At 72.7% G+C, this 23736-nt stretch carries 23 protein-coding genes and 1 pseudogene; 16 read left to right on the forward strand and 8 right to left on the reverse strand.

Annotation, left to right across the window (positions count from 1 at the left end):
• Window positions 1-1894, reverse strand: a 1894-nt coding sequence (locus Ato02nite_RS07120) for an AAA family ATPase (RefSeq protein ID WP_213005592.1), incomplete at its 3' end; no start/stop codon positions are given.
• Window positions 1895-2300: 406 nt separating this feature from the next.
• On the opposite strand from Ato02nite_RS07120, the gene Ato02nite_RS07125 reads away from it, so the two are divergent.
• From Ato02nite_RS07125 to Ato02nite_RS07140, 4 genes are read left to right on the forward strand one after another with little or no spacing between them, the layout of a single operon-like run.
• A complete protein-coding gene (locus Ato02nite_RS07125) occupies window positions 2301-3092 on the forward strand; it encodes a 2-amino-3,7-dideoxy-D-threo-hept-6-ulosonate synthase (RefSeq protein WP_213005593.1) in 792 nt (263 codons plus the stop codon).
• A complete protein-coding gene (locus Ato02nite_RS07130; RefSeq protein WP_213005594.1) occupies window positions 3089-4183 on the forward strand; it encodes a 3-dehydroquinate synthase II in 1095 nt (364 codons plus the stop codon). The genes Ato02nite_RS07125 and Ato02nite_RS07130 overlap by 4 nt, the downstream gene beginning before the upstream one ends.
• Window positions 4173-5444 carry an AMP-binding protein gene (locus Ato02nite_RS07135; protein ID WP_213005595.1) on the forward strand — a complete coding sequence of 424 codons (1272 nt, stop codon included), beginning with the start codon at window positions 4173-4175 and terminating at the stop codon, window positions 5442-5444. Before Ato02nite_RS07130 ends, Ato02nite_RS07135 begins: the two co-directional genes overlap by 11 nt.
• A gap of 12 nt (window positions 5445-5456) precedes the next feature.
• Window positions 5457-6551: an FAD-dependent monooxygenase gene (locus tag Ato02nite_RS07140; RefSeq protein ID WP_213005596.1), complete on the forward strand. Its 1095-nt coding sequence runs from the start codon at window positions 5457-5459 to the stop codon at window positions 6549-6551.
• Here the strand turns inward: Ato02nite_RS07140 and Ato02nite_RS53205 are convergent.
• A complete protein-coding gene (locus Ato02nite_RS53205) occupies window positions 6473-6778 on the reverse strand; it encodes a response regulator transcription factor (protein ID WP_438873023.1) in 306 nt (101 codons plus the stop codon). The genes Ato02nite_RS07140 and Ato02nite_RS53205 overlap by 79 nt on opposite strands.
• A 132-nt stretch (window positions 6779-6910) precedes the next feature.
• Here Ato02nite_RS53205 and Ato02nite_RS07150 point away from each other — a divergent pair, with 132 nt between their 5' ends.
• Window positions 6911-9526 (forward strand): EAL domain-containing protein, encoded by a 2616-nt coding sequence (locus tag Ato02nite_RS07150; RefSeq protein WP_213005597.1) that lies wholly within the window; start codon window positions 6911-6913, stop codon window positions 9524-9526.
• Here the strand turns inward: Ato02nite_RS07150 and Ato02nite_RS07155 are convergent.
• Together Ato02nite_RS07155 and Ato02nite_RS07160 are read right to left on the reverse strand one after the other, a co-directional pair.
• Window positions 9519-10757 (reverse strand): NAD(P)-binding domain-containing protein, encoded by a 1239-nt coding sequence (locus tag Ato02nite_RS07155; RefSeq protein ID WP_307853601.1) that lies wholly within the window; start codon window positions 10755-10757, stop codon window positions 9519-9521. The two genes, Ato02nite_RS07150 and Ato02nite_RS07155, sit on opposite strands and share 8 nt — an antisense overlap.
• Entirely contained in the window at window positions 10754-11302 is a 549-nt protein-coding gene (locus Ato02nite_RS07160; protein WP_213005598.1) for an OsmC family protein, read from the reverse strand. The genes Ato02nite_RS07155 and Ato02nite_RS07160 overlap by 4 nt, the downstream gene beginning before the upstream one ends.
• A gap of 94 nt (window positions 11303-11396) precedes the next feature.
• On the opposite strand from Ato02nite_RS07160, the gene metX reads away from it, so the two are divergent.
• Genes metX through Ato02nite_RS07180 form a run of 4 tightly spaced genes read left to right on the forward strand, consistent with a single transcriptional unit; the run spans window position 11397 to window position 14785 of the window.
• On the forward strand, window positions 11397-12578 hold the full coding sequence (gene metX / locus Ato02nite_RS07165) for a homoserine O-acetyltransferase MetX (RefSeq protein WP_213005599.1): 1182 nt from the start codon (window positions 11397-11399) through the stop codon (window positions 12576-12578).
• Window positions 12571-13863: an O-acetylhomoserine aminocarboxypropyltransferase/cysteine synthase family protein gene (locus tag Ato02nite_RS07170; protein WP_213005600.1), complete on the forward strand. Its 1293-nt coding sequence runs from the start codon at window positions 12571-12573 to the stop codon at window positions 13861-13863. The genes metX and Ato02nite_RS07170 overlap by 8 nt, the downstream gene beginning before the upstream one ends.
• Window positions 13860-14348 carry a CoA-binding protein gene (locus Ato02nite_RS07175; RefSeq protein ID WP_213005601.1) on the forward strand — a complete coding sequence of 163 codons (489 nt, stop codon included), beginning with the start codon at window positions 13860-13862 and terminating at the stop codon, window positions 14346-14348. The genes Ato02nite_RS07170 and Ato02nite_RS07175 overlap by 4 nt, the downstream gene beginning before the upstream one ends.
• The gene (locus Ato02nite_RS07180; RefSeq protein WP_213005602.1) at window positions 14345-14785 is read left to right on the forward strand and encodes a cupin domain-containing protein; all 441 of its coding nucleotides are present in this window, start codon (window positions 14345-14347) and stop codon (window positions 14783-14785) included. The genes Ato02nite_RS07175 and Ato02nite_RS07180 overlap by 4 nt, the downstream gene beginning before the upstream one ends.
• 156 nt (window positions 14786-14941) lie before the next feature.
• Here Ato02nite_RS07180 and Ato02nite_RS07185 read toward each other — a convergent pair whose 3' ends face one another.
• The gene (locus Ato02nite_RS07185) at window positions 14942-16045 is read right to left on the reverse strand and encodes a RuBisCO large subunit C-terminal-like domain-containing protein (RefSeq protein WP_213005603.1); all 1104 of its coding nucleotides are present in this window, start codon (window positions 16043-16045) and stop codon (window positions 14942-14944) included.
• A 123-nt stretch (window positions 16046-16168) separates the two neighbouring features.
• Between Ato02nite_RS07185 and thiM the strand changes: the two genes are divergently transcribed.
• The 7 genes and pseudogenes from thiM to Ato02nite_RS07220 all read left to right on the forward strand — a co-directional run bounded on the left by thiM (window position 16169) and on the right by Ato02nite_RS07220 (window position 21292).
• A complete protein-coding gene (gene thiM, locus Ato02nite_RS07190) occupies window positions 16169-16954 on the forward strand; it encodes a hydroxyethylthiazole kinase (RefSeq protein WP_213005604.1) in 786 nt (261 codons plus the stop codon).
• Window positions 16951-18276 carry an LLM class flavin-dependent oxidoreductase gene (locus Ato02nite_RS07195; protein WP_213005605.1) on the forward strand — a complete coding sequence of 442 codons (1326 nt, stop codon included), beginning with the start codon at window positions 16951-16953 and terminating at the stop codon, window positions 18274-18276. The genes thiM and Ato02nite_RS07195 overlap by 4 nt, the downstream gene beginning before the upstream one ends.
• Complete coding sequence (locus Ato02nite_RS07200) at window positions 18273-19034, forward strand: sulfurtransferase (protein ID WP_213005606.1); 762 nt, start codon at window positions 18273-18275, stop codon at window positions 19032-19034. The genes Ato02nite_RS07195 and Ato02nite_RS07200 overlap by 4 nt, the downstream gene beginning before the upstream one ends.
• Window positions 19031-19714: a GntR family transcriptional regulator gene (locus Ato02nite_RS07205; protein WP_213005607.1), complete on the forward strand. Its 684-nt coding sequence runs from the start codon at window positions 19031-19033 to the stop codon at window positions 19712-19714. Before Ato02nite_RS07200 ends, Ato02nite_RS07205 begins: the two co-directional genes overlap by 4 nt.
• An 88-nt stretch (window positions 19715-19802) precedes the next feature.
• Window positions 19803-20285, forward strand: coding sequence for an NADPH-dependent FMN reductase (locus Ato02nite_RS07210; RefSeq protein ID WP_213005608.1), 483 nt, complete (start codon window positions 19803-19805; stop codon window positions 20283-20285).
• A gap of 130 nt (window positions 20286-20415) precedes the next feature.
• Window positions 20416-20883 (forward strand): annotated as a pseudogene (locus Ato02nite_RS07215) (DUF8225 domain-containing protein); the annotation flags it as partial.
• 88 nt (window positions 20884-20971) lie between these two features.
• Window positions 20972-21292, forward strand: a complete 321-nt coding sequence (locus Ato02nite_RS07220; RefSeq protein ID WP_213005610.1) for a hypothetical protein — start codon at window positions 20972-20974, stop codon at window positions 21290-21292.
• A gap of 101 nt (window positions 21293-21393) precedes the next feature.
• Here the strand turns inward: Ato02nite_RS07220 and Ato02nite_RS07225 are convergent, their stop codons facing one another.
• The 3 genes from Ato02nite_RS07225 to Ato02nite_RS07235 form a co-directional block, all read right to left on the reverse strand.
• On the reverse strand, window positions 21394-22023 hold the full coding sequence (locus tag Ato02nite_RS07225) for a hypothetical protein (RefSeq protein ID WP_213005611.1): 630 nt from the start codon (window positions 22021-22023) through the stop codon (window positions 21394-21396).
• An 833-nt stretch (window positions 22024-22856) separates the two neighbouring features.
• The gene (gene msrA, locus Ato02nite_RS07230; protein ID WP_213005612.1) at window positions 22857-23384 is read right to left on the reverse strand and encodes a peptide-methionine (S)-S-oxide reductase MsrA; all 528 of its coding nucleotides are present in this window, start codon (window positions 23382-23384) and stop codon (window positions 22857-22859) included.
• Window positions 23385-23401: 17 nt separating this feature from the next.
• Window positions 23402-23611 (reverse strand): dodecin, encoded by a 210-nt coding sequence (locus Ato02nite_RS07235; protein ID WP_213005613.1) that lies wholly within the window; start codon window positions 23609-23611, stop codon window positions 23402-23404.
• Window positions 23612-23736 lie beyond the last annotated feature (125 nt).

Below are 23736 nucleotides of genomic sequence, written 5' to 3' on the forward strand. Positions count from 1 at the left end.
CCACCTCGGCCTCGTCGAGCCGGCCCCGGGCGTACAGCAGGGCGGTCTGGAAGTAGTGCCAGAGTGGATCGGCCCAGGCCGAGCCGTACCGGTCGGATTCCCGGCGCCCGGCCCGGATGACCTGCTCGGCCTCGTCGAACCGGTCGAGCGCGGTCAGCGCACCGCCCAGCCAGATCCGCGGATGCTGCTGGGCCGCCGCGCCACCCTCCCGGTCGGCCAGTTCGGTGGCCGCCCGGGCGTGCGCGAGCGAGTCGTCCAGCCGCCCCTCGGTGTAGGCGACCAGGCTGCGCCCGGCCAGGCCGAACACCACGGCGCCGTACTCGCCGCCGGGCCCGCCGAGTTCCTCGGACCGCACGCCCGAGTCGTCCGCCCCAGCCAGGTCGCCGAGGTAGCAGAGGGCGTGTGTGCGGACCGCGTACAGCCGGGCCCGCACCGCGGCGGGAATCCCGTCGAGTCGCAGGGCCGTGTCGGCGTACTCGACCGTCATCGTGTTCAGCCCGCCGTGCTTGCACGCCTCGGCCAGCCCGAGCAGCAGCAGCGCCTCGGTGTCCGGGTCCAGTCCGGCGCCGAGAACCTCGCCGCCGAGCCGCCGGGCCTCCTCCAGCCGGGCGGCCGAGGCGAGCAGGCCGACCGTGTCGGCGATCAGCGCGGGCCGGCCCGGATCGCCGGCATCCACCGCGTCCAGCGCCCGCAGCATGATGTCGGCCGCAGCCCCCGGCGCCACCCGGGCGATCTCCCGGGCCATCGAGCGCACCATCCGGACCGCGTCGCCGGCTCCGGACGGGCCGCTTCTGAGCTGGTGCTCCGCGATCTCCAGGGCCGGGCGGCCGGCGTCGCTGGTGATGGCCGCGACCTCCCGGTGCAGCTGCTCGCGCATCGGCCGGGGCAGCATGCTGTAGACGGCCTGCCGGACCAGGTCGTGGGCGAAGGCCAGCCCACCCAGGGTGTCCTCGACCAGGAAGTCGGCCATCGCCTCGCCGATCAGCGGGTACAGCCGGGTCGGCGGCTGCCCGGCCAGGCGGGCCGCCTCGTCGATGCCGAACGGCCGGCCGAACACCGACGCCGACCGCAGCAGCCAGGCGGCCGGCTCGGACAGCGAGAGGAGCAGTTCCCGGACCGAGTCGACGAAGCTGGACGGCAGGTCGTCGCCGACCACCGAACCGACCCCCCGGGCCACCACCAGCTGGCCGGTCGTGAGCAGGGCCCGCAGCATCTGCTCGGTGCGCAGCGGGTTGCCGAGGCAGGAGGCGGCCAGGGCGACCACGGTGTTGTCCACCGCGGCGCCGACCACGTCCGCGCTGAGCTCGGCGATGACCGACTCGTCGAGGGGGTTCAGCCGGATCGGCGGGGTGCCGTCGCGCAACAGCCACCGCATCAGCTGGTGGCCGGGGGTGTCCCGGTCCTCGGCGGACGGTGGGCGGTGGGCGAACAGCCAGCGCACCGGAGAGGAGGCCAGGGCCGGGATCAGCTCGCGGATGGCCAGCGCACTCAGCTCGTCGGTCCACTGGGCATCGTCGATCACGATCAGCAGCGGGCGTTCCCGGGCCGCCTGCTCCAGCGACACACGCAGCCGCTGCAGGGTGCCGAGCGGATCGGATCGTTCCGGCTCGTGCTCGGTGAGCCAGGCGAACGCGGACGTCTCCGGGGTGCAGTCGCGCAGCGCGCCGGCCAGCGTCAGCAGCGGCGCGGCCTGGTCGAGCCGGAACGCCTCCCGGGTCGCGACCGCGAGGCGCCGCTGGGCGGCCAGCTCGAACACCGACTGCAGCAGCCGCGACTTGCCGATGCCGGGCGGGCCGGTCAGCACGTGCCAGCCACCGGCGCCGGCCGCGGTGTCGTCCAGGATGCCGGTCAGCAGCTCGATCTCCGGGTCCCGCCCGAGAAGGCGCCAGCTCACGCCGGTGGCCCTTCGCCCGGATCGATCGTCATGCGGCGCCCCCATCGAGGTATAGGACGCTGATTGTGCGGGCCGCGAGTGGAACGGGCTAATAGCCGTTCGTGCGGTTCGCTCAGCCATCCGGTCGTGCGGAAATCCCCCGTGGCGGCGCGTATTCCAATCGGGCGCACCTTCCCGGCGAGCAAGCCTACTGGCTAAGTACAAACGGCGGATTCCGTTGTGCACCAACGAGATAACCCGATCTTGGAAACAACTACCTATTTGATCAGGTCAATACGAGTAACGCGGCGCCGACCAGCGCTTTTGCCGAGTTCTGCCTTGTACCCACTCACTCGAGCAGTATGCCGCGGCGTGAGCCGCCGTTAACTTCGGACGGCATCGACCAAAGACTCACGGAGGAGTTGCGATGTACGCGAACGAAGCATTCGGACGGCGGTTGCGCCTCGGCCACCTGGGCCGGCGGGGCAGCTCCGGGCTGCTCCTCGTCCCCCTCGACCACGCCGTGGGCGCCGGTCCGCTGCGCGCCGACGGCGACCTCGACACGCTCGTCGGCCGGCTGGCCGAGCACGGCGCCGACGGCGTGGTGGTGCACAAGGGCGCGGTCCGCCGGATCCGCCCGGCCCGGTTCCGCGACCTGTCGCTGGTGGTCCAGCTCAACGCGAGCACCCGGATGGCGGCCGACCCGGACGCGAAGTTCCCGGTGGCCACCGTCGAGGAGGCGCTCCGGCTCGGCGCGCACGCCGTCAGCGTGCACGTCAACGCGGCGTCCCGGACCGAGGCCGCGCAGATCGCCCACCTGGCCGCCGTCGCCGAGGAGTGCGACCGCTGGTCGGTGCCGCTGCTCGCGATGATGTACGTACGCGGCCCGGCGGTGCGCGACGGCCGGGCCCCGGATCTCGTGGCGCACGCCGTCGCGGTCGCCGCCGAGCTGGGCGCCGACCTGGTCAAGACCGCCCTGCCGGACGACCCGGCGGAGACCGCCCGGATCATCGCGGGCGCCGCGATCCCGGTACTGGCGGCCGGCGGAGATCCGGGGTCGGACCCGGACGCCGTGTTAGGCCGGATGTCGGCGGCCATGCAGGCCGGCGCCGCCGGGGTGGCGGTGGGACGCCTCGTCTTCACCGCCGGCGACCCCGGCGCGATGGTGCGCCGGCTCGCCGCCGTGGTGCACGACCGCACCCCGGTGGCCGTCCGATGAGCGCGGCTCGCGAGTGCTGGCTGGACCTACGGGGAGCGGGTCCGTGGCGGCGCGCGGTCAGCGAGGAGGCCGTCCACCTGCGCTTCGACGCGATTGTGGCGGACGACCCGGCCGACCTGGCCGACCTGCCGCCGACCGTCACCCGGGTGCTCGCCGTCACCGGCGATCTGCCCGGCGACCTGGGCAACGCCGACCTCGTCCTGGTCGACCCGGCGACCCGGGCCACGGTGGACCGGCCCGGCGTGCGCTTCGGCACCCGGGTGGACGTCACCGACGCGGAGAGCCTGGAGCTGGCCTGCGAGCGGGTGCGCCGGGACGAGCTCACGGTGCTGCGCTTCCACGACCCCACGCACATCCCGCTGGAGATCGTGCTGGCCGCGGCGGACGGCGCCGACGGCCGGATCATCACCGAGGTCAGCGGGATCGACGAGGCCTCGGTGCACCTGACCGTGCTGGAGCGCGGGCCGGACGGGGTGCTGCTGCGGCCGGGCGGACCGGGCGACGCCACCAAACTCACCGAGGTGGTGCGGCGCCGCTCGCCCGACCTCGACCTGGTCACCCTCACCGTCACCGGGGTGCGACACTGCGGTTCCGGGGAACGGGCCTGCGTGGACACCTGCTCGTACCTGAACCCGGACGAGGGGATCCTGGTCGGGTCGCGCTCGCGGGGGCTGCTGCTGTGCGTCAGCGAGACGCACCCGCTGCCCTACATGCCGATGCGGCCGTTCCGGGTCAACGCCGGCGCGGTCATGTCGTACACGCTGGCCGACCACGAGCGCACCCGCTACCTGTGCGAGCTGCAGGCCGGGGCGACCGTGCTCGCGGTCCGCGCGGACGGCCGCAGCCGGGCGGTGACCGTCGGCCGGGTCAAGATCGAGACGCGGCCGCTGCTCGCCATCGACGCCGTGGCGCCCTCCGGCGAGCAGCTCAACCTCATCGTCCAGGACGACTGGCACGTGCGGCTGCTCGGGCCGGGCGGCGTGGTGCTCAACTCCACCGAGCTCAAGCCGGGCGACGAGGTGCTCGGCTATCTGCCCGGCCGGGAACGGCACGTCGGCTATCCGATCGACGAGCTCTGCCATGAGCTCTGACCGGCCCCGCATCGGGGACTGGGCCGACTTCGACGCCCTGGCGAAACTTCAGGACTCGCTGCTGCCGGCCGCCCTCGCGGCGGCCGGCGGGTCACCCTTCTACCGGCGGCGGGGCAGTGTGCCGGCGAACGGCGCCGAACTCAAGCGGTACCCGCTGACCAGCAAGGCGGACGTCCGCGACGCCTACCCGTTCGGGATGCTCGCGGTGGACCGGTCGCGGCTGGCCACCTACCACGAGTCCAGTGGCAGCACCGGGACGCCGACCGCCTCCTTCTACACCGAGGGCGACTGGGCCGACCTGATCGACCGGTACACGCGCATGCACATCGGCATCCGGCCGTCCGACACGTTCCTGGTCCGCACCCCGTACGCGCTGATGCTCACCGGGCACGTGGCCCACGCCGGGGCGCGGGCCTGCGGCGCGACCGTGGTGCCGGCCGACAACCGGTCGCTGGCCACCCCGTACGCCAAGGTTGTTCGTCTGATGCACGACCTGGATGTCACCCTGACCTGGTCGCTGCCCACCGATGCCCTGCTCTGGGCGGCCGCGGCGGCCCGGGCCGGCCTGCGGCCCGGCCGCGATTTTCCCGCCCTGCGGGCGCTGCTGGTGGCGGGCGAACCGCTGAGCCCGGCCCGGCGCGCCCGGATCGCGCAGATCTGGCACGCGCCGGTGGTGGAGGAGTACGGCGCGAGCGAGACCGGCGGGCTGGCGGGCGAATGCCCGCACGGAAGCCTGCATCTGTGGGCGGACCGCGCGATCTTCGAGGTGTACGACCCGGCGACCGGCCGGATCGGCACCGACGGTGCCGGGGAGCTGGTGGTCACGCCGCTGTTCCGGGAGGCGATGCCGTTGCTGCGCTACCACCTGGGCGACCGGGTCGAGGTGACCTACCGGGACTGCCCGTGCGGCTGGGCGCTACCGGTCGTCCGGGTGCTCGGCCGCTTCGCGGCCGGTGACGGCCTCACCCAGGTGGCCCTGGAGGACCTGATCTTCCGGCTTCCGGCGGAGTACGGCGTGATGTTCTGGCGAGCCCGGCCCGAACCACCCGGCCTGCACGTGCAGATCGAGGTGGCGGCCCCGCACGCGGACGCGGCGGTGCACGAGCTGACCGCCCTGATCGGCGCCGGGGCCCGGGTGGAGCCCGTGCCACCCGGCACGCTGGTGCCTGCTGACGTGCTCACTGCGACGCCGGAGGTGATGAAGCCGCGCGGCCTGTTCGCCGCCGGCGAGAACTGGGACCGGGCCCTGCGCTACTACTGAAAGGCGGCACCCATGGACCGGATCGCCATCGTGGGCGCGGGGATCGGCGGCCTCACCGCCGCCCTCGCGCTCGCCCGCCGGGACGTCCGAAGCGTGGTGTTCGAGCAGCGCGCCGCGCTCCCGGACGAGGGCTTCGGCATCCAGATCGCCCCGAACGCCGCGGCCGAGCTGCACGACCTGGGCCTGGGCGGGGTGTTCGACACCGCGGCCCGGCCGGCCTGCCGGGAGATCCGCCGCTGGCAGGACAACAGGCTGATCACCCGCACCGACCTGACCCGCTACGACACTCCCTATTACACGATGCGGCGTGGTGCCCTGATCGCGGCGCTGCGGGAGGCGGCGGTCGTCTTCGGACGCCGGTGTGTGTCCGTCACGGACGAGGGTGCCCTCTCCTTCGCGGACGGGACCGGCGAGCGCGCCACCGCCGTGGTCGGTGCCGACGGCCTGCACTCGGCGGTCCGCGGCCTGGTCGTCCGGGACGCGCCCCGGTACAGCGGGTACGTGGCCGCGCGGGCCGTGCTGCCGATGGAGTCCGAGCTGGATCGCGTCGTGGTCTGGCTGGGCCCGCACCGGCACGTGGTCGCCTACCCGGTCGACCGGGGCCACCTCAACCTGGTCATGGTCGGGCGCTCCGGGGACGAGCCGTTCACCGGCTGGCATCCGGCGGTGCGCGAGCTGGTCGACCGGGTCGAGCGGCCCGAGGCGCACCCCCTGGTCGACCGGCCGCCGGCACCGCGCTGGCACCGCGGCCGCGTCGTGCTGCTCGGCGACGCCGCCCACCCGATGCTGCCGTTCATCGCGCAGGGCGCGGCCCAGGCCATCGAGGACGCCGCCACCCTGGCCCGGTGCGCCGGCCGGCCGGACGCGTTCGCCCACTACGAGGCGCTGCGCCGGGAGCGGGTCGGGCGGGTCACCGACCTGTCCCGGGCCGGCGCCCACGTCTACCACCTGCCGGACGGCGACCAGCAGCGGCGCCGGGACGAGGACATGGCTGCGGCGCCACCGGGGTCGCACGACTGGCTCTACGGTCACCGGGTGGCTTCCCTCCTTCCCAGCAGCAACACCAGCTCGACCCGTGATGCCACCCCGAGCTTCCGGAAGATCTGACGGAGGTGGAAGTTGACGGTGTGCGGTGACCGGCCCAGCCGGCCGGCGATCTGCTGGTTGGTCAGCGCCAGGCCGACCAACTGGGCGACCTCCAGCGCGCTCAGCCGGGCCGGGCGGAACGGCGACGGCAGGGCGGTGGTCGCCTGCAGCAGGTGCCGGGCGGACGGGGACAGGCCGGCCAGCCGCGCCCGGACGTCGTCCGTACCGGTGGGATTGGGCTTCTTCATCGGTCCTCCTAGGGGTCGAGACCGATGGTGCGGCCGAACGGACACGCGAACCGGCCAGAATTAGTGCATTGACGGGAACCTCTCGGCCGTAACCTTCGGGGTGGGTCATTCGTTGACGCGTGGATGAGGCCGATGGCAGGCGGGTCCCCCGACCGCCCGGCCGGCGGGCAGCTGAGCCGGCCGGCGATGGCCGCTGCCGCGGTATTCGTCCTGACCGGGCTGCTCAGCCTGCTCCCCACGCCGGCCGCCGCGGGCTTCCTGACCGCCTGTTCGGCCGTCTTCGCCGTGGTGATGGTGCGCGCCGTCGTCGCCGGCCGGGCCGCCGGACCGCGCCTCCGCTCCCTGGCACTGGCCGGTGGTGTCCTGCTCACCGCGGCGGCCGGGGCGGCCAGTGGCGTCGCCGCGCTCGTCGCGCCGCACGTGCTGGTCGGCGGGGGTGTGCCGCTGCCGGCCGAGATCCCGCTGGTCAGCCTGTTCTTCGTGGCGGCGCTCTACCTTCCGGCGATCCTGCGCCCGCACCAGCGCCGGGACCTGCTGGCCCGGCTCCGCCTCGGGCTGGACATCCTGGGCATCGCGGCCTGCCTGATCTACCTGCCGTGGCTGTTCCTGTTCACCGCCGACGTCCGGCGCGGCGCGACGATCACCGCCCTGGTCTTCGGCGCCGGGGCCACCGCGACCGTGGCGGTGGCCGGTGTGCACGCGATCCGGAACCGGGCGGCGCTGCAATGGTGTGCGCCCGGCGCGGCGCTGTCCCTGGTCGGGCTGGTCGCCCTGGTCGCCGGCCTGGACTTCCCGGGTCATCCGAACGCGCCGATCGCGGCGGTGGCGGCAGCCCTCGCGATCAATGTGGCCGCCGGGCTGATGTGGTACGGCGCGATCCGGGTCCGCCCGGACGCCGGCCCGGTCCCACCGGCCGGCAGCGAACCGTCGGCCGGCGTTCCGCTGCTCACCCTGCCGATGCTCGGGGCCGCCCTGGTCACCGTCTACCACCTGATCAACGGCGGCGGGCTGGACGCGGTGTCGATCGGGCTGGGCACCACCGCGATCACGGCGGTCGCGGCCCGCGAGTGGGTGGCCGCGGTCGCCCTGCGCCGGCACGCCGACCACCTCACCGACCAGGGCAACCGGCTGCGCAACCTGATGTTCGGGGCCGCCGACGTGGCGATGGTGCTCGACGCCGACCTGGCGGTGCGCTGGCAGTCGCCGGCCGCGGCCCGCCAGTTCGGGCTCTCCGATCAGGACGTTCTCGGCCGGACGGTGTCGGTGCTGGCGCATCCGGACCAGGCCGACGAGGTGCACGCCTACCTGACCGCGCGGATGGCCGGGCCGGGCGGCGGGGAATGCCTGCCGGTGCGGCTGCGCGACGGTTTCGGCCGGTGGCGGGCGACCGAGTGGACGACCTCCGGCGCCGACCCGGCCGAACCCGGCCACAACCTGGTCGTGCACGTGCGCGACGTCAGCGAGCTGCGCGACCTCGAACAGGCGCTGCGGGTGGCGACCCACCTGGACGGGCAGACCGGCCTGGTCAATCTCCCGGGCCTGCGCCGCGCCGCCGAGCTGATCCCGGACGCGGGCGCGGTGATCGTCATCGAGCTGGGCGGGCTGACCGCGATCGGCGACGTGCACGGGTCCGACCTCGCCGAGGTGGTCGTGGTCGAGGCGGCCCGCCGGTTGCGGTCCGGGGTGGGCGGCGCGGACGTGGCGGCCCGGCTGGGTGAGACCCGGTTCGCGCTGCTGACCCGCTGCGGTGCGGTCCGCGCCCACCTGCTGACCAGCCGGCTGCTCAACGCGCTGACCGCGCCGTACCCGACGGCCGGCACGGTCTCGCACCTGTCGGCGTGGGCCGGGATGGTCGACTTCGACGCGGCCGACGGCATCGACGAGACTCTCCGCCGAGCGGTGCTCGCGCTGCGCTCGGTGCGGTCCGGACCGCCCGGCACCGTCGAGTGGTACGACGAGCGGATGGAGGTTCGCCTGCTGCGGCGCTCCACCCTCGAACAGGACCTGCCCGGCGCGGTCACCCGGGGTGAGCTGGAGCTGAACTTCCAGCCGATCGTCGAGCTGGCGACCGGGCGGCCGGTGGGCGTCGAGGCGCTGCCGTCCTGGCGGCACCCCACTCTCGGGCCGGTGCCGGCCGCCGAACTGCTCGCGCTGGCCGAGGACCTGGGCCTGCTCCCGCCGGTCGCCGAGTGGGCGCTGCGCTCGTCGGGCCGGCTCCTGGCCGGCTGGCGGCGGCAGCACGAGTCGCTCTGGCTGGCGCTGGACGTGCGGCCGCGGGCGCTGGCCGACCCGGCCTTCCAGGCGAGCCTGCACAGCGTCCTGGAGCTCGATCAGATCCCGCCGTCGGCGCTGGTGTTCGAGGTGGCCGAGGTGGACCTCCCGGCCGTCGAGGACCTGCCGGTCCTGCTCGGCCGGCTGCGGGCGCAGGGCATGCGGACCGCGCTGGACCACTTCGGCGCGGGCCCGACCTCGCTGAGCCGGCTGCGGATCCTGCCGATCGACCTGCTGAAGATCGACCGGGAGGTGTTCGGGCAGCCGGCCGACGCGATCATGGACGTGACCGTGACCCTCGGCCGGCGGCTGGGCCTCGAGGTGATCGCGCACGGCCTGCGGTCACCGGCCGATCTCGACACGGTGCGGGCCGCCGGGTGCCGGCTCGGCCAGGGCGACCTGCTCGGCCGGCCGATGCCGGCCGAGCGCCTGGAAGCGCTCCTGGCGGATCACCACGACGTACGCCGCCTCAGCTGACCAGCCGGCCGATCACGTCCCGGGCGTCGTCCTCGATGCCGTTGATGAACGTCGATCGGCGCCGCCGCAGCATCGGCAGGCCGAGCGCGAAGAGCCCGGGAGCGTCGACCACCCCGCCCTCGTGACGCAGCCGGCCCTTGCCGTCGAGGACCGGGACGTCGAGCCAGCTGTAGTCCGGCCGGTAGCCGGTGGCCCAGACGATCGAACCGATCTCGCCGGTCCGCAGGTCGAGCTTCAGCCGCGACGAGGCCGGCACGTCGGTGGGCGGGAACTCCTCCGGCGGGCCCACCTCGGCCTCCCGCCCGCTCGTGCGGGCCCACTCGTCGAACGTGGCCAGCAGGCGTTTCATCTTCAGGTCGGCGAGCGAGCAGACGTTGCGCAGGCCGCCGGAGAACAGGGCGACGCCGTCGCGCACCATGGCGAACCGGCCGACCAGCTCGACGCCGAGGCCGGTAAGCGCGTTCAGGTCGAGCGTGCTGCGCTCGGGCGTGCCGACCAGTTGCGGCGAGGGCAGCTTGCGAGCCCGGCTGAGGTCGTCGACCTCGTCGTAGCGCTGGTCCCACACCCCGGAGGCGTCCATCCACCAGAGCACGTCGCGCTTGCGGTAGAGGCGCGGCAGCCGCACGTGCTCACCCACCGCGAGGGTCACCGCCCGGCCGGATCGTTGCAGCTCGGCGGCCAGTTGGACGCCGGTCGCGGACGCACCGACGACCAGCACACCGCCGTCCGGGAGACCGTCGGGACCGCGGTAGTCGAGCGGGGTCACCTGGGTGACCGCCGACGGCACCCCGGCGCTCAGGTCGGGCACCGTCGCCAGGTTGCAGGCGCCGCTGGCCAGCACGACCGACCGGCACCGCAGTTCGCCCTGGTCGGTCGACACGTGGTAGCCGTCGCCGTCGGGCCGCACCGAGGTCACCGTGGTGCGGGTGCGGACCGGGGCCCGGGTGGCGAGGGCGAAGCGCTCGATGAACTCGACCACCTCGCCCATCGTCATGTAACCGTCCGGGTCGGGACCGGTGTAGTCCTGCCCGGGCAGCCGGCTCTGCCAGTTGGGCGTGAGCAGCCGCAGGGAGTCCCAGCGCTCGCGCCGCCACGAGTTGGCCACCTCGCCCCGCTCGAGGACGACGTGGTCGACCGAGCGGTCGCTGAGGAAGTGACTGGCCGCCAGGCCGGCATGCCCGGCACCGATGACGACCGTGGAGACGCGTTCTATGGCTCGGCCCCGCCTCAGGCCACTTCGACCGTGACGGAGGTCGGGTTGGTCAGCGCGTCGTAGACGGCCGAGCGCTTCTGCGACTGCGCGACCAGGGCCTCGATCTCCTCCTTCGACGCGTCGGCGTCGATGTTGAAGGTGACCTTGACGTCGTTGAAGCCGTTGCGGACATCGCTGTCGACACCCAGGATGCCCCGGATGTCGTGGTTGCCCTCAACCGTCGACTCGACCGAGCGCAGCTGGATGCCGCGGTTCTGCGCGACCGAGGCGACGCCCGCGGTCAGGCAGCTGGCCAGGCCGACCAGAAGGTATTCGATCGGAGTGATGCCGTGGTCCTCGGCCGCGAACACCTCGGGGTGGTCGGCGGTGAAGGTGGTCTCGCTCTTGTGCGACTGCTCGGCTCCGAGACCGAAGAAGTTCTTGATGGTCGCGGTGCTGTGCACCCCGTTCTCCCACTTGGCCGAGGCCTTCCAGGTGAACTGGGCGGCCTCCGGCGCACCCCTGAGGACCTCGCGCGCGTCGAGCAACGCCTGCACGTTGACTCCGTTGTCCACCGTCGTCATGATCTATCCCTTTCGTCAGTAATCCTAGTAAACCCATGGGGAATCTCGACAACCATACTGGCCTGCCCAGACGCTGCCTAGTTATAGTCCCCGCATGGCAGGTTCCGTAGGCAGCGTCGACACCCGTTTCCTCGATCTGCCCGCTCCGCTGGCTCTCGACTGCGGGCGCGAGCTGCGCTCGGTCCGGGTCGCCTACGAGACCTACGGCACCCTGTCGCCGGAGAGAGACAACGTCATCCTCGTCTGCCACGCGCTCAGTGGCGATGCCCATGCGGCCGGTCTTTCGAGCACACCGGCCGAGGCGGGCACCCGCGACGGGTTCGCGGCGGAGAGCCGCGACGGCGCGGCCGGCAAGGCGCTGGGCTGGTGGGACGGCATGATCGGGCCGGGCAAGGCGTTCGACACCGACCATTTCTACGTCGTCTCGACCAACCTGCTGGGCGGCTGCCGCGGCACGACCGGGCCGTCCTCGATCAACCCCGAGACCGGCCGGCCGTACGGGTCGGACTTCCCGGTCGTCACGGTGGCCGACATGGTCCGGTGCGAGCGGGCGTTCCTCGACGTGCTCGGCATCGAGCGGCTCGCGGCGGTGGCCGGCGGCTCGCTCGGCGGCATGCAGGCCCTGCAGTGGGCGGTGTCCTACCCCGATCAGGTCGACGCGATCGTGGTGATCGCCTCCACCCATGGCCTGCACCCGCAGGGGGTGGCCTGGAACTCGATCGCCCGCGAGTCGATCATGCGGGACCCGGCCTGGCAGGACGGGCACTACTACGGCACCGGGAGCACACCGGACGCCGGTATGGGCGTGGCCCGGATGGTCGGGCACATCACCTATCTCTCCGGGCCGGCCCTCGAGGACCGCTTCGCCCGGCGGCTGCAGTTCGCCGACGACATCCGATACACGCTGCGCGAGCCCGAGTTCGAGGTCGAAAGCTACCTGCGATACCAGGCGAACTCGTTCGTGAAACGGTTCGACGCCAACACGTACCTGTATTTGTCTCGTGCTCTGACGTATTTCGACGTGGCCCGCGGGCACAAGTCCCTCGCCGAGGCGTTCGCCGAGGTCGAGGCACGGACGCTGCTGATCGCGTTCAGTTCCGACTGGCTCTATCCACCGGCCGCGTCGGCCGAGATCGAGGAGGCGCTCCGGGAGGCCGGCAAGCCGGTCGAGTACCACCTGATCGACGCACCCTACGGACACGACTGTTTCCTCCTGGAGGAGGCGCGACAGACACCGATCGTCCGCCGATTCCTGAACGAAGGCGACCATGAGTAAAGAGCACGAATTCGGTTTCGAGACCCGCCAGCTGCACGCCGGTCAGCGGCCCGAGCCGAACACCGGCGCCCGCGCGGTGCCGATCTTCCAGACCACCAGTTACGTGTTCGAGGACCCGGAGTCGGCCGCCGCCTACTTCAACCTCCAGGAGTACGGCAACACCTACTCCCGGATCATGAACCCGACCGTGGCGGTGTTCGAGGAGCGGGTGGCCAACCTGGAGGGCGGCTCCGGCGGGGTGGCGTTCGCGAGCGGCATCGCGGCCCAGGCGGCGGCGCTGTTCACGCTGCTCGAACCGGGCGATCACGTGGTCGCATCGTCGGCGCTCTACGGCGGCACCGTCAACCAGCTCAAGCACCTGCTGCGCAAGATGAACGTCGAGCTGACCTGGGTCGACCCGGACGATCCGGAGCTGTGGCGCAAGGCCGTCAAGGCGAACACGAAGGCGTTCTTCGGCGAGACGATCGGCAACCCCGGCGGCAACGTGCTCGACATCGAGACGATCGCCGGCATCGCGCACGAACACGAGCTGCCGCTGATCGTGGACAACACGTTCGCCACGCCCTACCTGTGCCGGCCGATCGAGTGGGGCGCCGACATCGTGATCCACTCGGCGACCAAGTTCATCGGCGGGCACGGCACCAGCATCGGCGGCGTGGTGGTCGAGGCCGGCACGTTCAACTGGTCCAACGGCCGCTTCCCGGTGGTCGCCGACCCCTCCCCCGCCTATCACGGCCTGCAGTTCCACGAGACCTTCGGAACGTACGGCTACCTGATGAAGTTGCGCGCCGAGACGCTGCGCGACCTCGGCGGCACCCTCGCGCCGCTGAACGCGTTCCTGTTCCTGCAGGGCCTGGAGACCCTGTCCCTGCGCATGGAACGGCACGTTTCCAACGCCCTTCGCGTCGCGACCTTCCTCGCCGAGCACCCGCTGGTCACCCGGGTGGGCTACCCGGGCCTGCCGGACAGCGGCTACCGGCCGCTGGTGGAGAAATACCTGCCGCTCGGGGCCGGCGCGGTGTTCTCGTTCGACCTCGACGGCGGCCGCGACGCCGGCCAGGACCTCATCCGCGGGGTGACCCTCTGGTCGCACCTGGCCAACATCGGTGACGCCAAGAGCCTGATCATCCACCCCGCCAGCACGACGCACCGCCAGCTCAGCGAGGAGGAGCTGCGGGCCGCCGGGGTCGGCCCCGGGACGGTACGACTGTCGGTCGGCACCGAATCGGTGGAGGATCTGATCTGGGACCTCTCCCAGGCACTGGAGAAGGTGGCGGCCAAATGACCGAGCTCGACCTGGAGCAATATCAGGACGTCACGCAGATCCAGCGCGTGCTCAACAACGCGAAGACGATCGCGATCGTCGGCCTGTCCAACAACCCGCTGCGGGCGAGCTACTTCGTCGGCTACTACCTGAAGCGGCACGGTTATCACGTCATCCCGGTCAACCCGCGCGAGCCGGAGATCCTCGGCGAGACCAGCTATCCGAGCCTGCGCGACGTGCCGGTGCCGGTCGACGTGGTCAACGTGTTCCGCGCGCCGAGCGCCCTGCCGGAGATCGCCCGCGACGCGGTGGCGATCGGGGCGGGCACGCTGTGGTGCCAGTTCGGCGTGATCAACGCCGAGGGCGCGCGGATCGCCACCGACGGCGGCCTGACCGTGATCATGGACCGCTGCCTCAAGATCGAGCACGCCCGCTACGTGGGCCGCATGCACTGGCTCGGCTTCAACACCCAGCGCATCACCTCGGTCCGCACCGGCCTCCAGTGAACAAGCGGGGGCAGCGCGAGCCCTTCGTCTGGGAGGGTGGCGAGGTCCTCGCCTACAAGGAGCAGGACGGCACACACCGGTCGGTGACCCGTCAGGTGCTCAGTGACGCCGAGCACGGCCAGGGCACGTCGCTGCGCTACTTCGAGGTCGGGCCGGGCGGGCACACCACCCTCGAACGGCACGAGCACACCCACGTGGTCGTGCCGATCCGGGGGCACGGCAGCGCCCTGATCGTCGACCGGATCGTGCCCGTCGCGCCGCACGACGTCGTGTTCGTGCCGAGCTGGGGCTGGCACCAGTTCCGCGCACCCGACGACCAGCCGTTCGGCTTCCTGTGCGCGGTGGTCGTCGACCGCGACCGCCCGGCGCTGCCGACCGCCGAGGAACTCGCCGAGCTGCGCCGCGACCCCGAAATCGCGGCGTTCATCCGCGTCTAGAACGCTTTCGCGATGAAGGTCACGGCCTTTTTCAGTACGGGCGACAACGTCCACAACCGCACCATCACCCGACCGCCCAGCCCGCGCGACCGACGCGCGACACCGGCACGTGCCGCGCCTTTCGCGCGATCGGGCCGGCTTCCTCGATACGCTGAGCTACGAACGCTCGGCGGGCTGCGCGGCTGAGGCCGCCGCCACCAGGCGCTCGGCGGCTCCCCTCGGGTCGTTGCCGCGCCGCAGGTCGCCGCCGACTAGGAAGAGCGTGTCCGGTCCGTACGCGGCCAGCAGTTCGGGAGCGCGCGCGATCGACATGCCGCCACCCGGCGTCGGCAGGGCCGGCGCCAGGCCGTGCAGCGGCCGCCGGGCCGCGTCGGCGATGGCCAGGCACTGCTCGCGGCTGAGGCTGAACCGGCCGCCCCAGCTCGGGAAGATCGTGGCGTCCGCGCCGGCCAGCCGCAGCAGGGTGCCGAAGAGGACGTCCGGCGCGATGCCGTGGCTCGCGGTGGCGGTGAAGCCGCCCAGGAACGACGGATGCGCGAGCACGATGCCGCCGGGGAAGATCTCGGCGGCGTGGGCCAGGGCGCCGAAGCCGGCGATGCCGGGCATGACGAGTACGCCGTGGGCGCCCGCGCCGCGAGCGAATTCCACCTGCTCGGCGAAGCGGGCCGCCGATCCGTTGACCACCGGCAGGTAGACGGAGTGCGGGTTGCCCCGCCGCACCGCCTCGGCCAAGCGCGGCACCCGTTCGGCGAACGGCGCCCACGGCTGGTTCGCCAGTCCCTGGTCCTCCTTCACGACGTGCAGCCCGCCGGCCGCCACCTCGTGGGCCAGCGTGGCGAGCTGTTCGACGGTCATGCCCACCGGCTTCAGGGCGGTGGCGAGCAGCGCGCCCTCCGGTGCACCGGTCAACGCCCGGATCCCGGCGATGCCGAGCCGCGGTCCGGCGAGTGCCCCGGCCAGCAACGGCGGCAGCGTGACGTCGACCAGCCGTACGCCGTCCTGCAGCGAGACGTTGCCGAGCAGCAGGACCAGGAGCTGGCCGAGCTCGCCCCCGGCGAGGTCGGCGGGATAGTCGACGGTGGCCAGGGCCGGTTTCCCGGGCCGCTCGATGACGGTACGTACGTGGCCGAGCGAATCCCGCACCGCGTTGGCCGGTGCGAGCTCGGTGGGCAGCTCGTGGCTCTGCTCGACGGCGACGAGCCCGGCCCGCGGCGCGGGGTCCGGCCCGCTGATCTCGTAAACCGCGGTGATCGGCCCCATATCCTATTGGCCCAAAGGGAGAAGTGGGATAGAGATGATGGTCACCAGCCGAAACTACTCTGTATACAGCAAAATACAGAATGCGGCCCGACGGGCGGGACGCCTGGATCGGGAGCGATGACCATGAGCACGGCAGGCTGGAAGGATGACGCCGTCCGCGAGGGCTGGGCGCAGATCGCCGGCAAGGGCCCCTTCGTGTACGGGCTGACCAACTACATCGCGGCCAACCTGAGCGCCAACGTCCTGCTGGCCGCGGGCGCGGGCCCGGCCATCGGCGCGGCGTCGGACTGGGTCACCACGTTCCCGGCCGGCGCGAGCGCGGTGTGGATCAACACGGCCGCCCTGATGAGCAGCGACGAGGAGTCGCTGCGCACGGTGGCCCGCACCGCGCACGAGGCCGGCACGCCATGGGTCCTAGACCCGGTGGCGGTGGGCGCGGGCGCCGCCGGCTACGACGAATTCGTCCGCTCCCTGCTGGAGTTCCGGCCCGCGGTGATCCGGGGCAACGCCAGTGAGCTGGTCGCGCTGGCCGGCGGCGAGGCCACCGGCAAGGGCGTGGAGACGACCGTCTCGTCGGCCGACGCGGTCGCCGCGGTGAGCGCGTTCGCCGCCCGGATCGGCGCGGTCGTGGCGGTCAGCGGCCCGGTCGACTACATCTCGGACGGCACCCGCACGGTCGAGGTGCCGGGCGGCGACGTGCGGCTGACCCGGGTGACCGGGGCCGGCTGCGCGCTCGGCGCGCTCACCGCCGCCGCGGTCTTCGCCACCGGCGACGCCTTCCAGGGCGCTGTCGTCTCGCACGCGGCCTACGCCGAGGCGGCCGAGCGCGCGGGCGCCCGCACCCGCGGCACCGGCGAGTTCGCGGTAGCTCTCGTCGACGAGTTGTCCCTTCTGGGGGACACCGAATGATCCTCGCCGCCTTCCTGAACGCCGGCGTGCAGGGCACCGCGGGCTGGCGGCACCCCGACGCGTCGCCGGCCTTCCTGACCGCCGCCCACTACGTACGGATCGCGAAGGTTCTGGAAGAGGGCCGGTTCCACTTCGCGTTCGTGCCGGACGCGCTCAGCGTCCCGCGCAGTCTCGGCAACTCGTTCGCGACCGCGGTGAAGTGGGGCTCGGGCACGCCCCGGCTCGATCCGGTGCCGGTGATCAGCGTGATGGCGGCGGCGACCACCCACCTGGGCGTGGCCGCGACCGTCTCCACCGGCTATCACGAGCCCTACAACGTGGCCCGCGAGTTCGCCACGATCGACCACCTGACCGGCGGCCGGTCGGGGTGGAACGTGGTGACCAGCTTCCAGGACGCCGAGGCGCAGAACTTCGGCCAGCCGGCGCTGCCGCCCCGGCCGCAGCGCTACGCGCGGGCCGAGGAGTTCCTGGAGGTCGCCACCCGGCTGTGGGACAGCTGGGCGGACGACGCGATCGTCGCCGACAAGGAGTCCGGGGTGTTCGGCCACCCGGAGGACGTCGAGGCGATCGACCACGACGGCGAGCACTTCCGGGTGCAGGGCCCGCTCAGCGTGCCCCGGCCACCGCAGGGCTACCCGGTGATCATCCAGGCCGGGGCCAGTGAGTCCGGCCGCGACTTCGCCGCCCGCTGGGCCGACGTCATCTTCTGCAGCCACGAGTCCCTGGAGTCGGCGATCGCGTTCTACGCCGACGTGAAGGCCCGCGCGGCCGCGCACGGCCGCGACCCCGGCCAGGTGAAGATCCTCCCCGCCGCCACCCCGGTGATCGGCACCGACACGCCGGACGCGCTGGCCAAGCACGAGGCGTTCGCCGGCCTGGTGTCGGTCGAGGCGGGTCTGTCCCGGCTCGCCTACCACGTCAACGTGGACCTGACGGCCTACGACGTGGACGGGCCGCTGCCGCCGCTCGAGGAGGTCGGCGTCGAGGGGCACTACCGCGAGGTGGTCGAGTTCGCCGAGCGGGAGAAGCTGACCGTCGGGCAGATCGGCCGCTGGTACGGCGCCCGCACCGAGGGCAGCCTGGTCGGCTCGGCGGCCGGCATCGCCGACACGATGGAGCAGTGGGTGGACGCCCGCGCCGCCGACGGCTTCATCATCCAGGCCACCCACGTGCCCGGCTCGTTCGACGAGTTCGTCGCCGAGGTCGTGCCCGAGCTCCAGCGCCGCCGGCTGTTCCGAACGGAGTACGAGGACGGCACCCTGCGCGACAACCTCGGCCTGACCCGTCCGCACCGCGGCGAGTGGAAGGCCCGCCGCGCATGACCACGCCGCCGGTGGTCGATGCGGCCTGGCTGCACGACCACCTCGCCGAGGTGGTCGTGCTGGACGCGTCCATCGAACGCACGGCGGACGGTTTCGGTTCCGGCTTCGACGCGTACGCCGAGGCGCACCTCCCGGGAGCACGGTTCGCCGACCTGTTCACCGCCTTCTCCGACCCGCACGCGGCATACCCCTTCACGATGCCGCCGGTCGCCCACCTCACCGAGGCCGCCCGGGCCGCCGGGGTGCACGACGGAACGCCGGTGGTCGTCTACGACCGCAACGGCGGGGCGTGGGCCGCGCGGGTGTGGTGGCTGCTGCGGGTGCACGGCTTCGACGCGGTGAGCGTGCTCGACGGCGGCCTCGGCGCCTGGACCGGTCCCCTGGAATCGGGGCCACCCACCCCTGCCGCGCCCGGCGAGCTGACCCTGCGGGCACCCGGCCCGGTCACCGCCGATCTCGCCGACGTCGAGGCCGGCGAGAACCAGCTGGTCTGCGCCCTGCGCCGGTCGAGCTTCGAGAACGAGCACATCCCCGGGAGCACCAACCTGCCCTACCCCGAGCTGCTCCGCCCGGACGGCACCCTCGATCTCGGGCTCGTCCGTTCGCGCGCCGCCGCGCTCGGCCTGTCAGAATCGGCGATCGTCTACTGCGGTGGCGGGATCAACGCGGCCGGGCTGGTGCTGGCGCTCGAGGCGGCCGGCCTGCCCGCCCCGCGGCTGTACGACGGCTCACTCAACGAATGGCGCGAACGCGGATGACAGTGAACGCACGGGACACGATCTACCGGACCCTCCTGGAACGGCTCACGCACGGCCACTACGACGCCGAGGCGCCGCTGCTCCCCCAGGTGCTCAGCGACGAGTTCCAGGTCTCCCGCACCCCGGTCCGGGAGGCGCTCGCCCTCCTCGAACAGGACGGCCTGCTGGTCTCGGGCAAGCGCGGCTTCGAGATCCGCCGGCGCACCGACGAGGAGATCCTGGAGATCTTCGAGACCCGGGCCATCCTGGAGTCCTCCGCCGCCTACGCGGCCGCGACCCGGGCCACCCCGATCGACCTGGCCCGCCTGGCCGACCTGCACGAACGGTCCCAGGCCACGGTGGACCCGGCCGAGGTGCGCCGGATCTTCAACCACTTCCACGACGCGGTCCGCAACGCCGCCCACAACCGCACGATCACCGGCCTGCTGCACACGATCGAGGCCCAGGTGAAGGTCTCCGCACCGTGGACCACGTCGGTCGGCGGCGCCCGCGACTTCGGTCCCAGCTACGCCGAGCACGCCACGCTGCTCGACGCCATCCGGGCCGGCGACGCCGTGGCGGCCCGCACCGCGAGCCTCACCCACAGCGCCCACGACCGGGACACCCGGGTCAGCCAGCTCATCGTGCGGATGGCCGAGGACCTCAGCGGCCCCGACTCCACCGCGGCCGGCTGGCTGTAACCGTAAGTAGTTGCACCTTCGACGGATGGCAGTCTTCAGTGAATCCCACCAGGATGGGCAGGAGATTGTTACGTCGAGGAGGGCGCTCATGACTGATGTGGTCGTCGTCTGTGGTCACCCGCAACCGGAGTCGAGGACATTGCGGCTGGCCACGGCGTTAGGGGAGCGCATAGCGAAGAGCCGGGGCGACGCGACGTTCGTTACGGTCGATGTCTCGGCGCTGGGCCCGGGCCTGATGACACCGGACGACGGCGCCACCGGCGAGGCGCTGATGGAGGTGCAGGACGCCACCCTGCTGATCGTGGCGACGCCGACCTACCGCGGCACCTACTCCGGTGCGCTCAAGGTGCTGCTCGACCAGCTGCCGGCCAACGCGCTCGCCGGGGTGCTGGCCGTCCCGGTGGTCACCGCCGACATCCAGCCGCAGGCCAACAATGCCGAGGCGTTCCTCGCCCGGCTGCTGCGCGAACTGGGCGCCGACGTGGTCGACTTCGGCCTCACCGCGATCGGGCCGGAGCTGGCCGACCCGGTGGCGGTCGCCGATCAGTACACCGCGGCCCTCATCGCATGACGCTGCTGGAGACGCCGGGCGGCGTCCGCGATCTGGACACGGTCCGGCGCGCCGGCTGGTCGGCACTGCTGTCGTCCTGGTTCGACGACCTGGTGGCGCGCACCGCCGGTGATGTCGTGCCGAGCACGTCCGGTTCTTCAACCCGCTGCGCATCACGCCGCCCGGGCCGCTCGCCGAACGCCGGATCAGCTGGGACGCCTTTCCCCGGCCGGTCCGGGTGCGCCACCCCGGCGATCCGGCCGGTGCCCGCCGCGACGCCGACGAGTTACGCAGCCTCGGCGACTACTACGGCGTGACCTTCTACGCCGTACGCGATGGGGAAGCGCAGGAGATCGTCCTGCGCTATCGCCCGCAGGACGAGTACTGCGAGTGGTTCGTGGACCGTGACCCCGACACCGGCGACATGCGGCGCATCGAGTTCACCGCGGAGGGCCACGAATACTGGCGATTCCTCGCCGACGGCACCGCGGCGTTCGCGAGTCGACCGTGCCACCGGAGGAGCGGGTCGACGGCGACCGGGAGCTGCTGCTGCGGCTCTACCGGGAGTTGGTCGGACCCCAGGTCCGCGAGAAAGACCTCTATTTCGGTACGGACATAGCGTTCCGCGGGACGCCCGGCGGCCCGCTACGGCTCTATCGGCGTCAGGGGGGCCTACAACCCGCAGCCAGCTGGCCGAGGTGATGACGATGTCGCTGTTCGGCGCGGCCGCCGACCTCGGCGAGGGCCCGCCGCCCCCGATCCCGGGCGACCAGCGCTGCTGCGCCGCCGACGACAACCCCGACGTGCTCACTCTGGTCGGCATCGACGCCGGCTGCCCGCCAGGCTGGCACGCCGCGTTCGAGGAGGCAGCCCCGCCGACCACCACGGCCGGCCCTCTGCCCTCGGGGGCCGCCAGATCTCGGGCCGCCACCGCCGCCGTCTCGCCGGGCGCCGTCGCCGCCGAAGCGTCGGCCGTCGCCGTGGGCTCGCGGCGGCGCAGCGTGCGGCGGCCGGGTCTGACCGCGTGAGCCCCGGCGTCTCCGGCGAGCCGCTGCTCGATCTCGACGACATCCAGGCTCACGTGCTGCCCGGCTTCGGCCACGAGCACCAGCGCCTGCTCGGTTGGCGGCTACCCGGCGACGGACCGGCGACCCACGCGCCGCCTGACAACCAGACCGCGACCCACCCGCCGCCAGACGACAAGACCGCGACCCACGCGCTTCCCGGCGACAGGCCCGCGGTCGACGCGCTGCCTGACGACGGGCCGGCGCGGGCGGCTCGTGCGCTGCTCGCGATGATCGCCGATCGGGTGACCTCGGCGCGGCAAGGCCTGGCCTACCGCGCGGTGCGCCGCCAGGTCCGCCGCGGCCTTGCCGGGCCCGGCGAGCTGGCCGGACCGCCGGCCCTCGCCGTGGCTCTCTCGCCGCGGACATTTCGGGTGTTGGGTCACGACGACATGGCCGCGATCGACGAGGCCTTCGCGGTCGGCATGGCCCGGCGCAGCTACCTGCGCGACCCGCCGGGCAGCGAGTGGTCGGCCGGCGGCCCGGGCCGCGAGATCGACATCCTGGTGGTGCTGGCGAGCGACGATCTCGCGCAGCTCACGGCGGCAGCCGATGATCTCGCGCAGCGCACGGCGGCGGCGGCGGCCGGCGATCTTGCGCAGCGCAGCGGCGCCGCCTGCGCGGTGGGCGCGCGGGCCGGCTGCGAACTCGTCCATGATCAGACGGCGCGGCGGCTGGCCGGCGATGTGGAGCACTTCGGCTTCCGGGACGGGATCTCGCAGCCGGCCCTGCGCGGGGTGATCGACGAGGACGGCACCCCGCTCGTTCCGCGGCGCCCGATGCCGCCGATGCCGGACCACCGTGAATACGCCGCGCCGGGCGACGTACTGATCTGGCCGGGTCAGTTCCTGTTCGGCCTGCCCCGGCCGAGCGAGACCGCGCCCACCCGCCCCGCCCCGGCGCGGGCGACGCCCCGGCCTGGCGCGGAACGGCTCGCTGCTGGTCTACCGCATGCTGGAGCAGGACGTGCCGGGCTTCCGGGCCGACACCGAGCGGATGGCCGCCGAGCTGGGCATCGACCCGGCCGAGGTCCGGGCCCAGCTGGTGGGCCGCCGGCCGGACGGCCGGCCCCTGATGCGACCGGACGACACGACGGCGGCGGAGCTCAACCACTTCGGCTACGACACCGATGTGCCCGACGTCCCGGACGGGCCGCGCGGTGCGAGCGCCGACCCCGACGGCCTGCGCTGCCCGCTCGCCGCGCACATTCGCAAGGTCAACCCCCGCGATCAGGAGACGGACAAGGGCCCACCGGCGGCGACGCTGACCTTCGCGATTCTCCGGCGGGGCATCCCGTACGACCGCGGTCTGCTCTTTCTCTGTTTTCAGACCGATATCACCCAGCAGTTCGAGCTGCTCGCCCAGCGGTGGGCCAGCAATCCCGAGCGGCCCCGGCAGGGCCTCGACAACGGCGTGGACCTGATCATCGGCCGGGTCCGCCCGGGCGGCGAACGCCGGGCGCGGCTCCTCGCGGGCGGGGTGTCGACGATGGCCGACTACGTCCGCCCGCGAGGTGGCGCCTATCTGTTCACACCGTCGCTGTCGGCGCTCCGGACGCTGGCCGGCGCGGCAGCTTCCAGTCCGGCCGCGGGAAGTGACACGTGTAGCCGTCCGGGATCCGCTCCAGATAGTCCTGGTGCTCCGGCTCGGCCTCCCAGAACGCCCCGGCCGCCGTCACCTCGGTGACGACCTTGCCCGGCCACAGCCCGGACGCCTCGACGTCGGCGATGGTGTCCTCGGCGACCCGCTTCTGCTCGTCGGTCTCGTAGAAGATCGCCGAGCGGTAGCTGGTGCCGATGTCGTTGCCCTGCCGGTTCATCGTGGTCGGGTCGTGGATCTGAAAGAAGAATTCCAGCAGATCACGGTACGACGTGAGGGCCGGGTCGAAGGTGATCTCGATGGCCTCGGCGTGGCCCTCGTGGTTGCGATAGGTCGCGTTCTGCACGTGGCCGCCGGTGTAGCCGACTCGCGTCGACACCACCCCGGGGCGCCGGCGGATGAGGTCCTGCATCCCCCAGAAGCAGCCGCCGGCCAGAATTGCCTTCTCCGTGGCCATGTTGCACTCCCCATTCGTCAGTCCTCGACGCGGAACCCGATCTTCAACCGGACCTGGTAGTAGGCGACGTCGCCGTCCACCACCTGTCCGCGGATCTCCTGGGTCTCGAACCATTCGATGTTACGCACGGTCTCGGCCGCCTTGCGAATGCCTGTCCGGATGGCGTCGTCGACGCTGGTCGGACTGCTGCCCACGATCTCGCTGAGCCGGTACACGTGGTTTGCCATGACAGCCTCCTCCGCTCGGGGTTCGTTCTGCCTATCACACCGGATGGCGACCGACCCGCACCCGATTCGCAATTAACAGACCTTTTGTGGGGCTTCCCGCGGCCGACAGGACTACTCGCCCCTGC

The sequence above is a fragment of the Paractinoplanes toevensis genome, assembly GCF_018332695.1.
Lineage (GTDB): Bacteria > Actinomycetota > Actinomycetes > Mycobacteriales > Micromonosporaceae > Actinoplanes > Actinoplanes toevensis.

Excerpts from the sequence above, each read along its gene's own strand:
- Ato02nite_RS07125 (WP_213005593.1), top strand. The coding sequence starts at position 2,301 with ATGTACGCGAACGAAGCATTCGGACGGCGGTTGCGCCTCGGCCACCTG.
- Ato02nite_RS07130 (WP_213005594.1), top strand. The coding sequence starts at position 3,089 with ATGAGCGCGGCTCGCGAGTGCTGGCTGGACCTACGGGGAGCGGGTCCG.
- Ato02nite_RS07135 (WP_213005595.1), top strand. The coding sequence starts at position 4,173 with ATGAGCTCTGACCGGCCCCGCATCGGGGACTGGGCCGACTTCGACGCC.
- Ato02nite_RS07140 (WP_213005596.1), top strand. The coding sequence starts at position 5,457 with ATGGACCGGATCGCCATCGTGGGCGCGGGGATCGGCGGCCTCACCGCC.
- Ato02nite_RS53205 (WP_438873023.1), bottom strand. The coding sequence starts at position 6,778 with ATGAAGAAGCCCAATCCCACCGGTACGGACGACGTCCGGGCGCGGCTG.
- Ato02nite_RS07150 (WP_213005597.1), top strand. The coding sequence starts at position 6,911 with ATGGCAGGCGGGTCCCCCGACCGCCCGGCCGGCGGGCAGCTGAGCCGG.
- Ato02nite_RS07160 (WP_213005598.1), bottom strand. The coding sequence starts at position 11,302 with ATGACGACGGTGGACAACGGAGTCAACGTGCAGGCGTTGCTCGACGCG.
- metX (WP_213005599.1), top strand. The coding sequence starts at position 11,397 with ATGGCAGGTTCCGTAGGCAGCGTCGACACCCGTTTCCTCGATCTGCCC.
- Ato02nite_RS07170 (WP_213005600.1), top strand. The coding sequence starts at position 12,571 with ATGAGTAAAGAGCACGAATTCGGTTTCGAGACCCGCCAGCTGCACGCC.
- Ato02nite_RS07175 (WP_213005601.1), top strand. The coding sequence starts at position 13,860 with ATGACCGAGCTCGACCTGGAGCAATATCAGGACGTCACGCAGATCCAG.
- Ato02nite_RS07185 (WP_213005603.1), bottom strand. The coding sequence starts at position 16,045 with ATGGGGCCGATCACCGCGGTTTACGAGATCAGCGGGCCGGACCCCGCG.
- thiM (WP_213005604.1), top strand. The coding sequence starts at position 16,169 with ATGAGCACGGCAGGCTGGAAGGATGACGCCGTCCGCGAGGGCTGGGCG.
- Ato02nite_RS07195 (WP_213005605.1), top strand. The coding sequence starts at position 16,951 with ATGATCCTCGCCGCCTTCCTGAACGCCGGCGTGCAGGGCACCGCGGGC.
- Ato02nite_RS07200 (WP_213005606.1), top strand. The coding sequence starts at position 18,273 with ATGACCACGCCGCCGGTGGTCGATGCGGCCTGGCTGCACGACCACCTC.
- Ato02nite_RS07205 (WP_213005607.1), top strand. The coding sequence starts at position 19,031 with ATGACAGTGAACGCACGGGACACGATCTACCGGACCCTCCTGGAACGG.
- Ato02nite_RS07210 (WP_213005608.1), top strand. The coding sequence starts at position 19,803 with ATGACTGATGTGGTCGTCGTCTGTGGTCACCCGCAACCGGAGTCGAGG.
- Ato02nite_RS07220 (WP_213005610.1), top strand. The coding sequence starts at position 20,972 with ATGTCGCTGTTCGGCGCGGCCGCCGACCTCGGCGAGGGCCCGCCGCCC.
- msrA (WP_213005612.1), bottom strand. The coding sequence starts at position 23,384 with ATGGCCACGGAGAAGGCAATTCTGGCCGGCGGCTGCTTCTGGGGGATG.
- Ato02nite_RS07235 (WP_213005613.1), bottom strand. The coding sequence starts at position 23,611 with ATGGCAAACCACGTGTACCGGCTCAGCGAGATCGTGGGCAGCAGTCCG.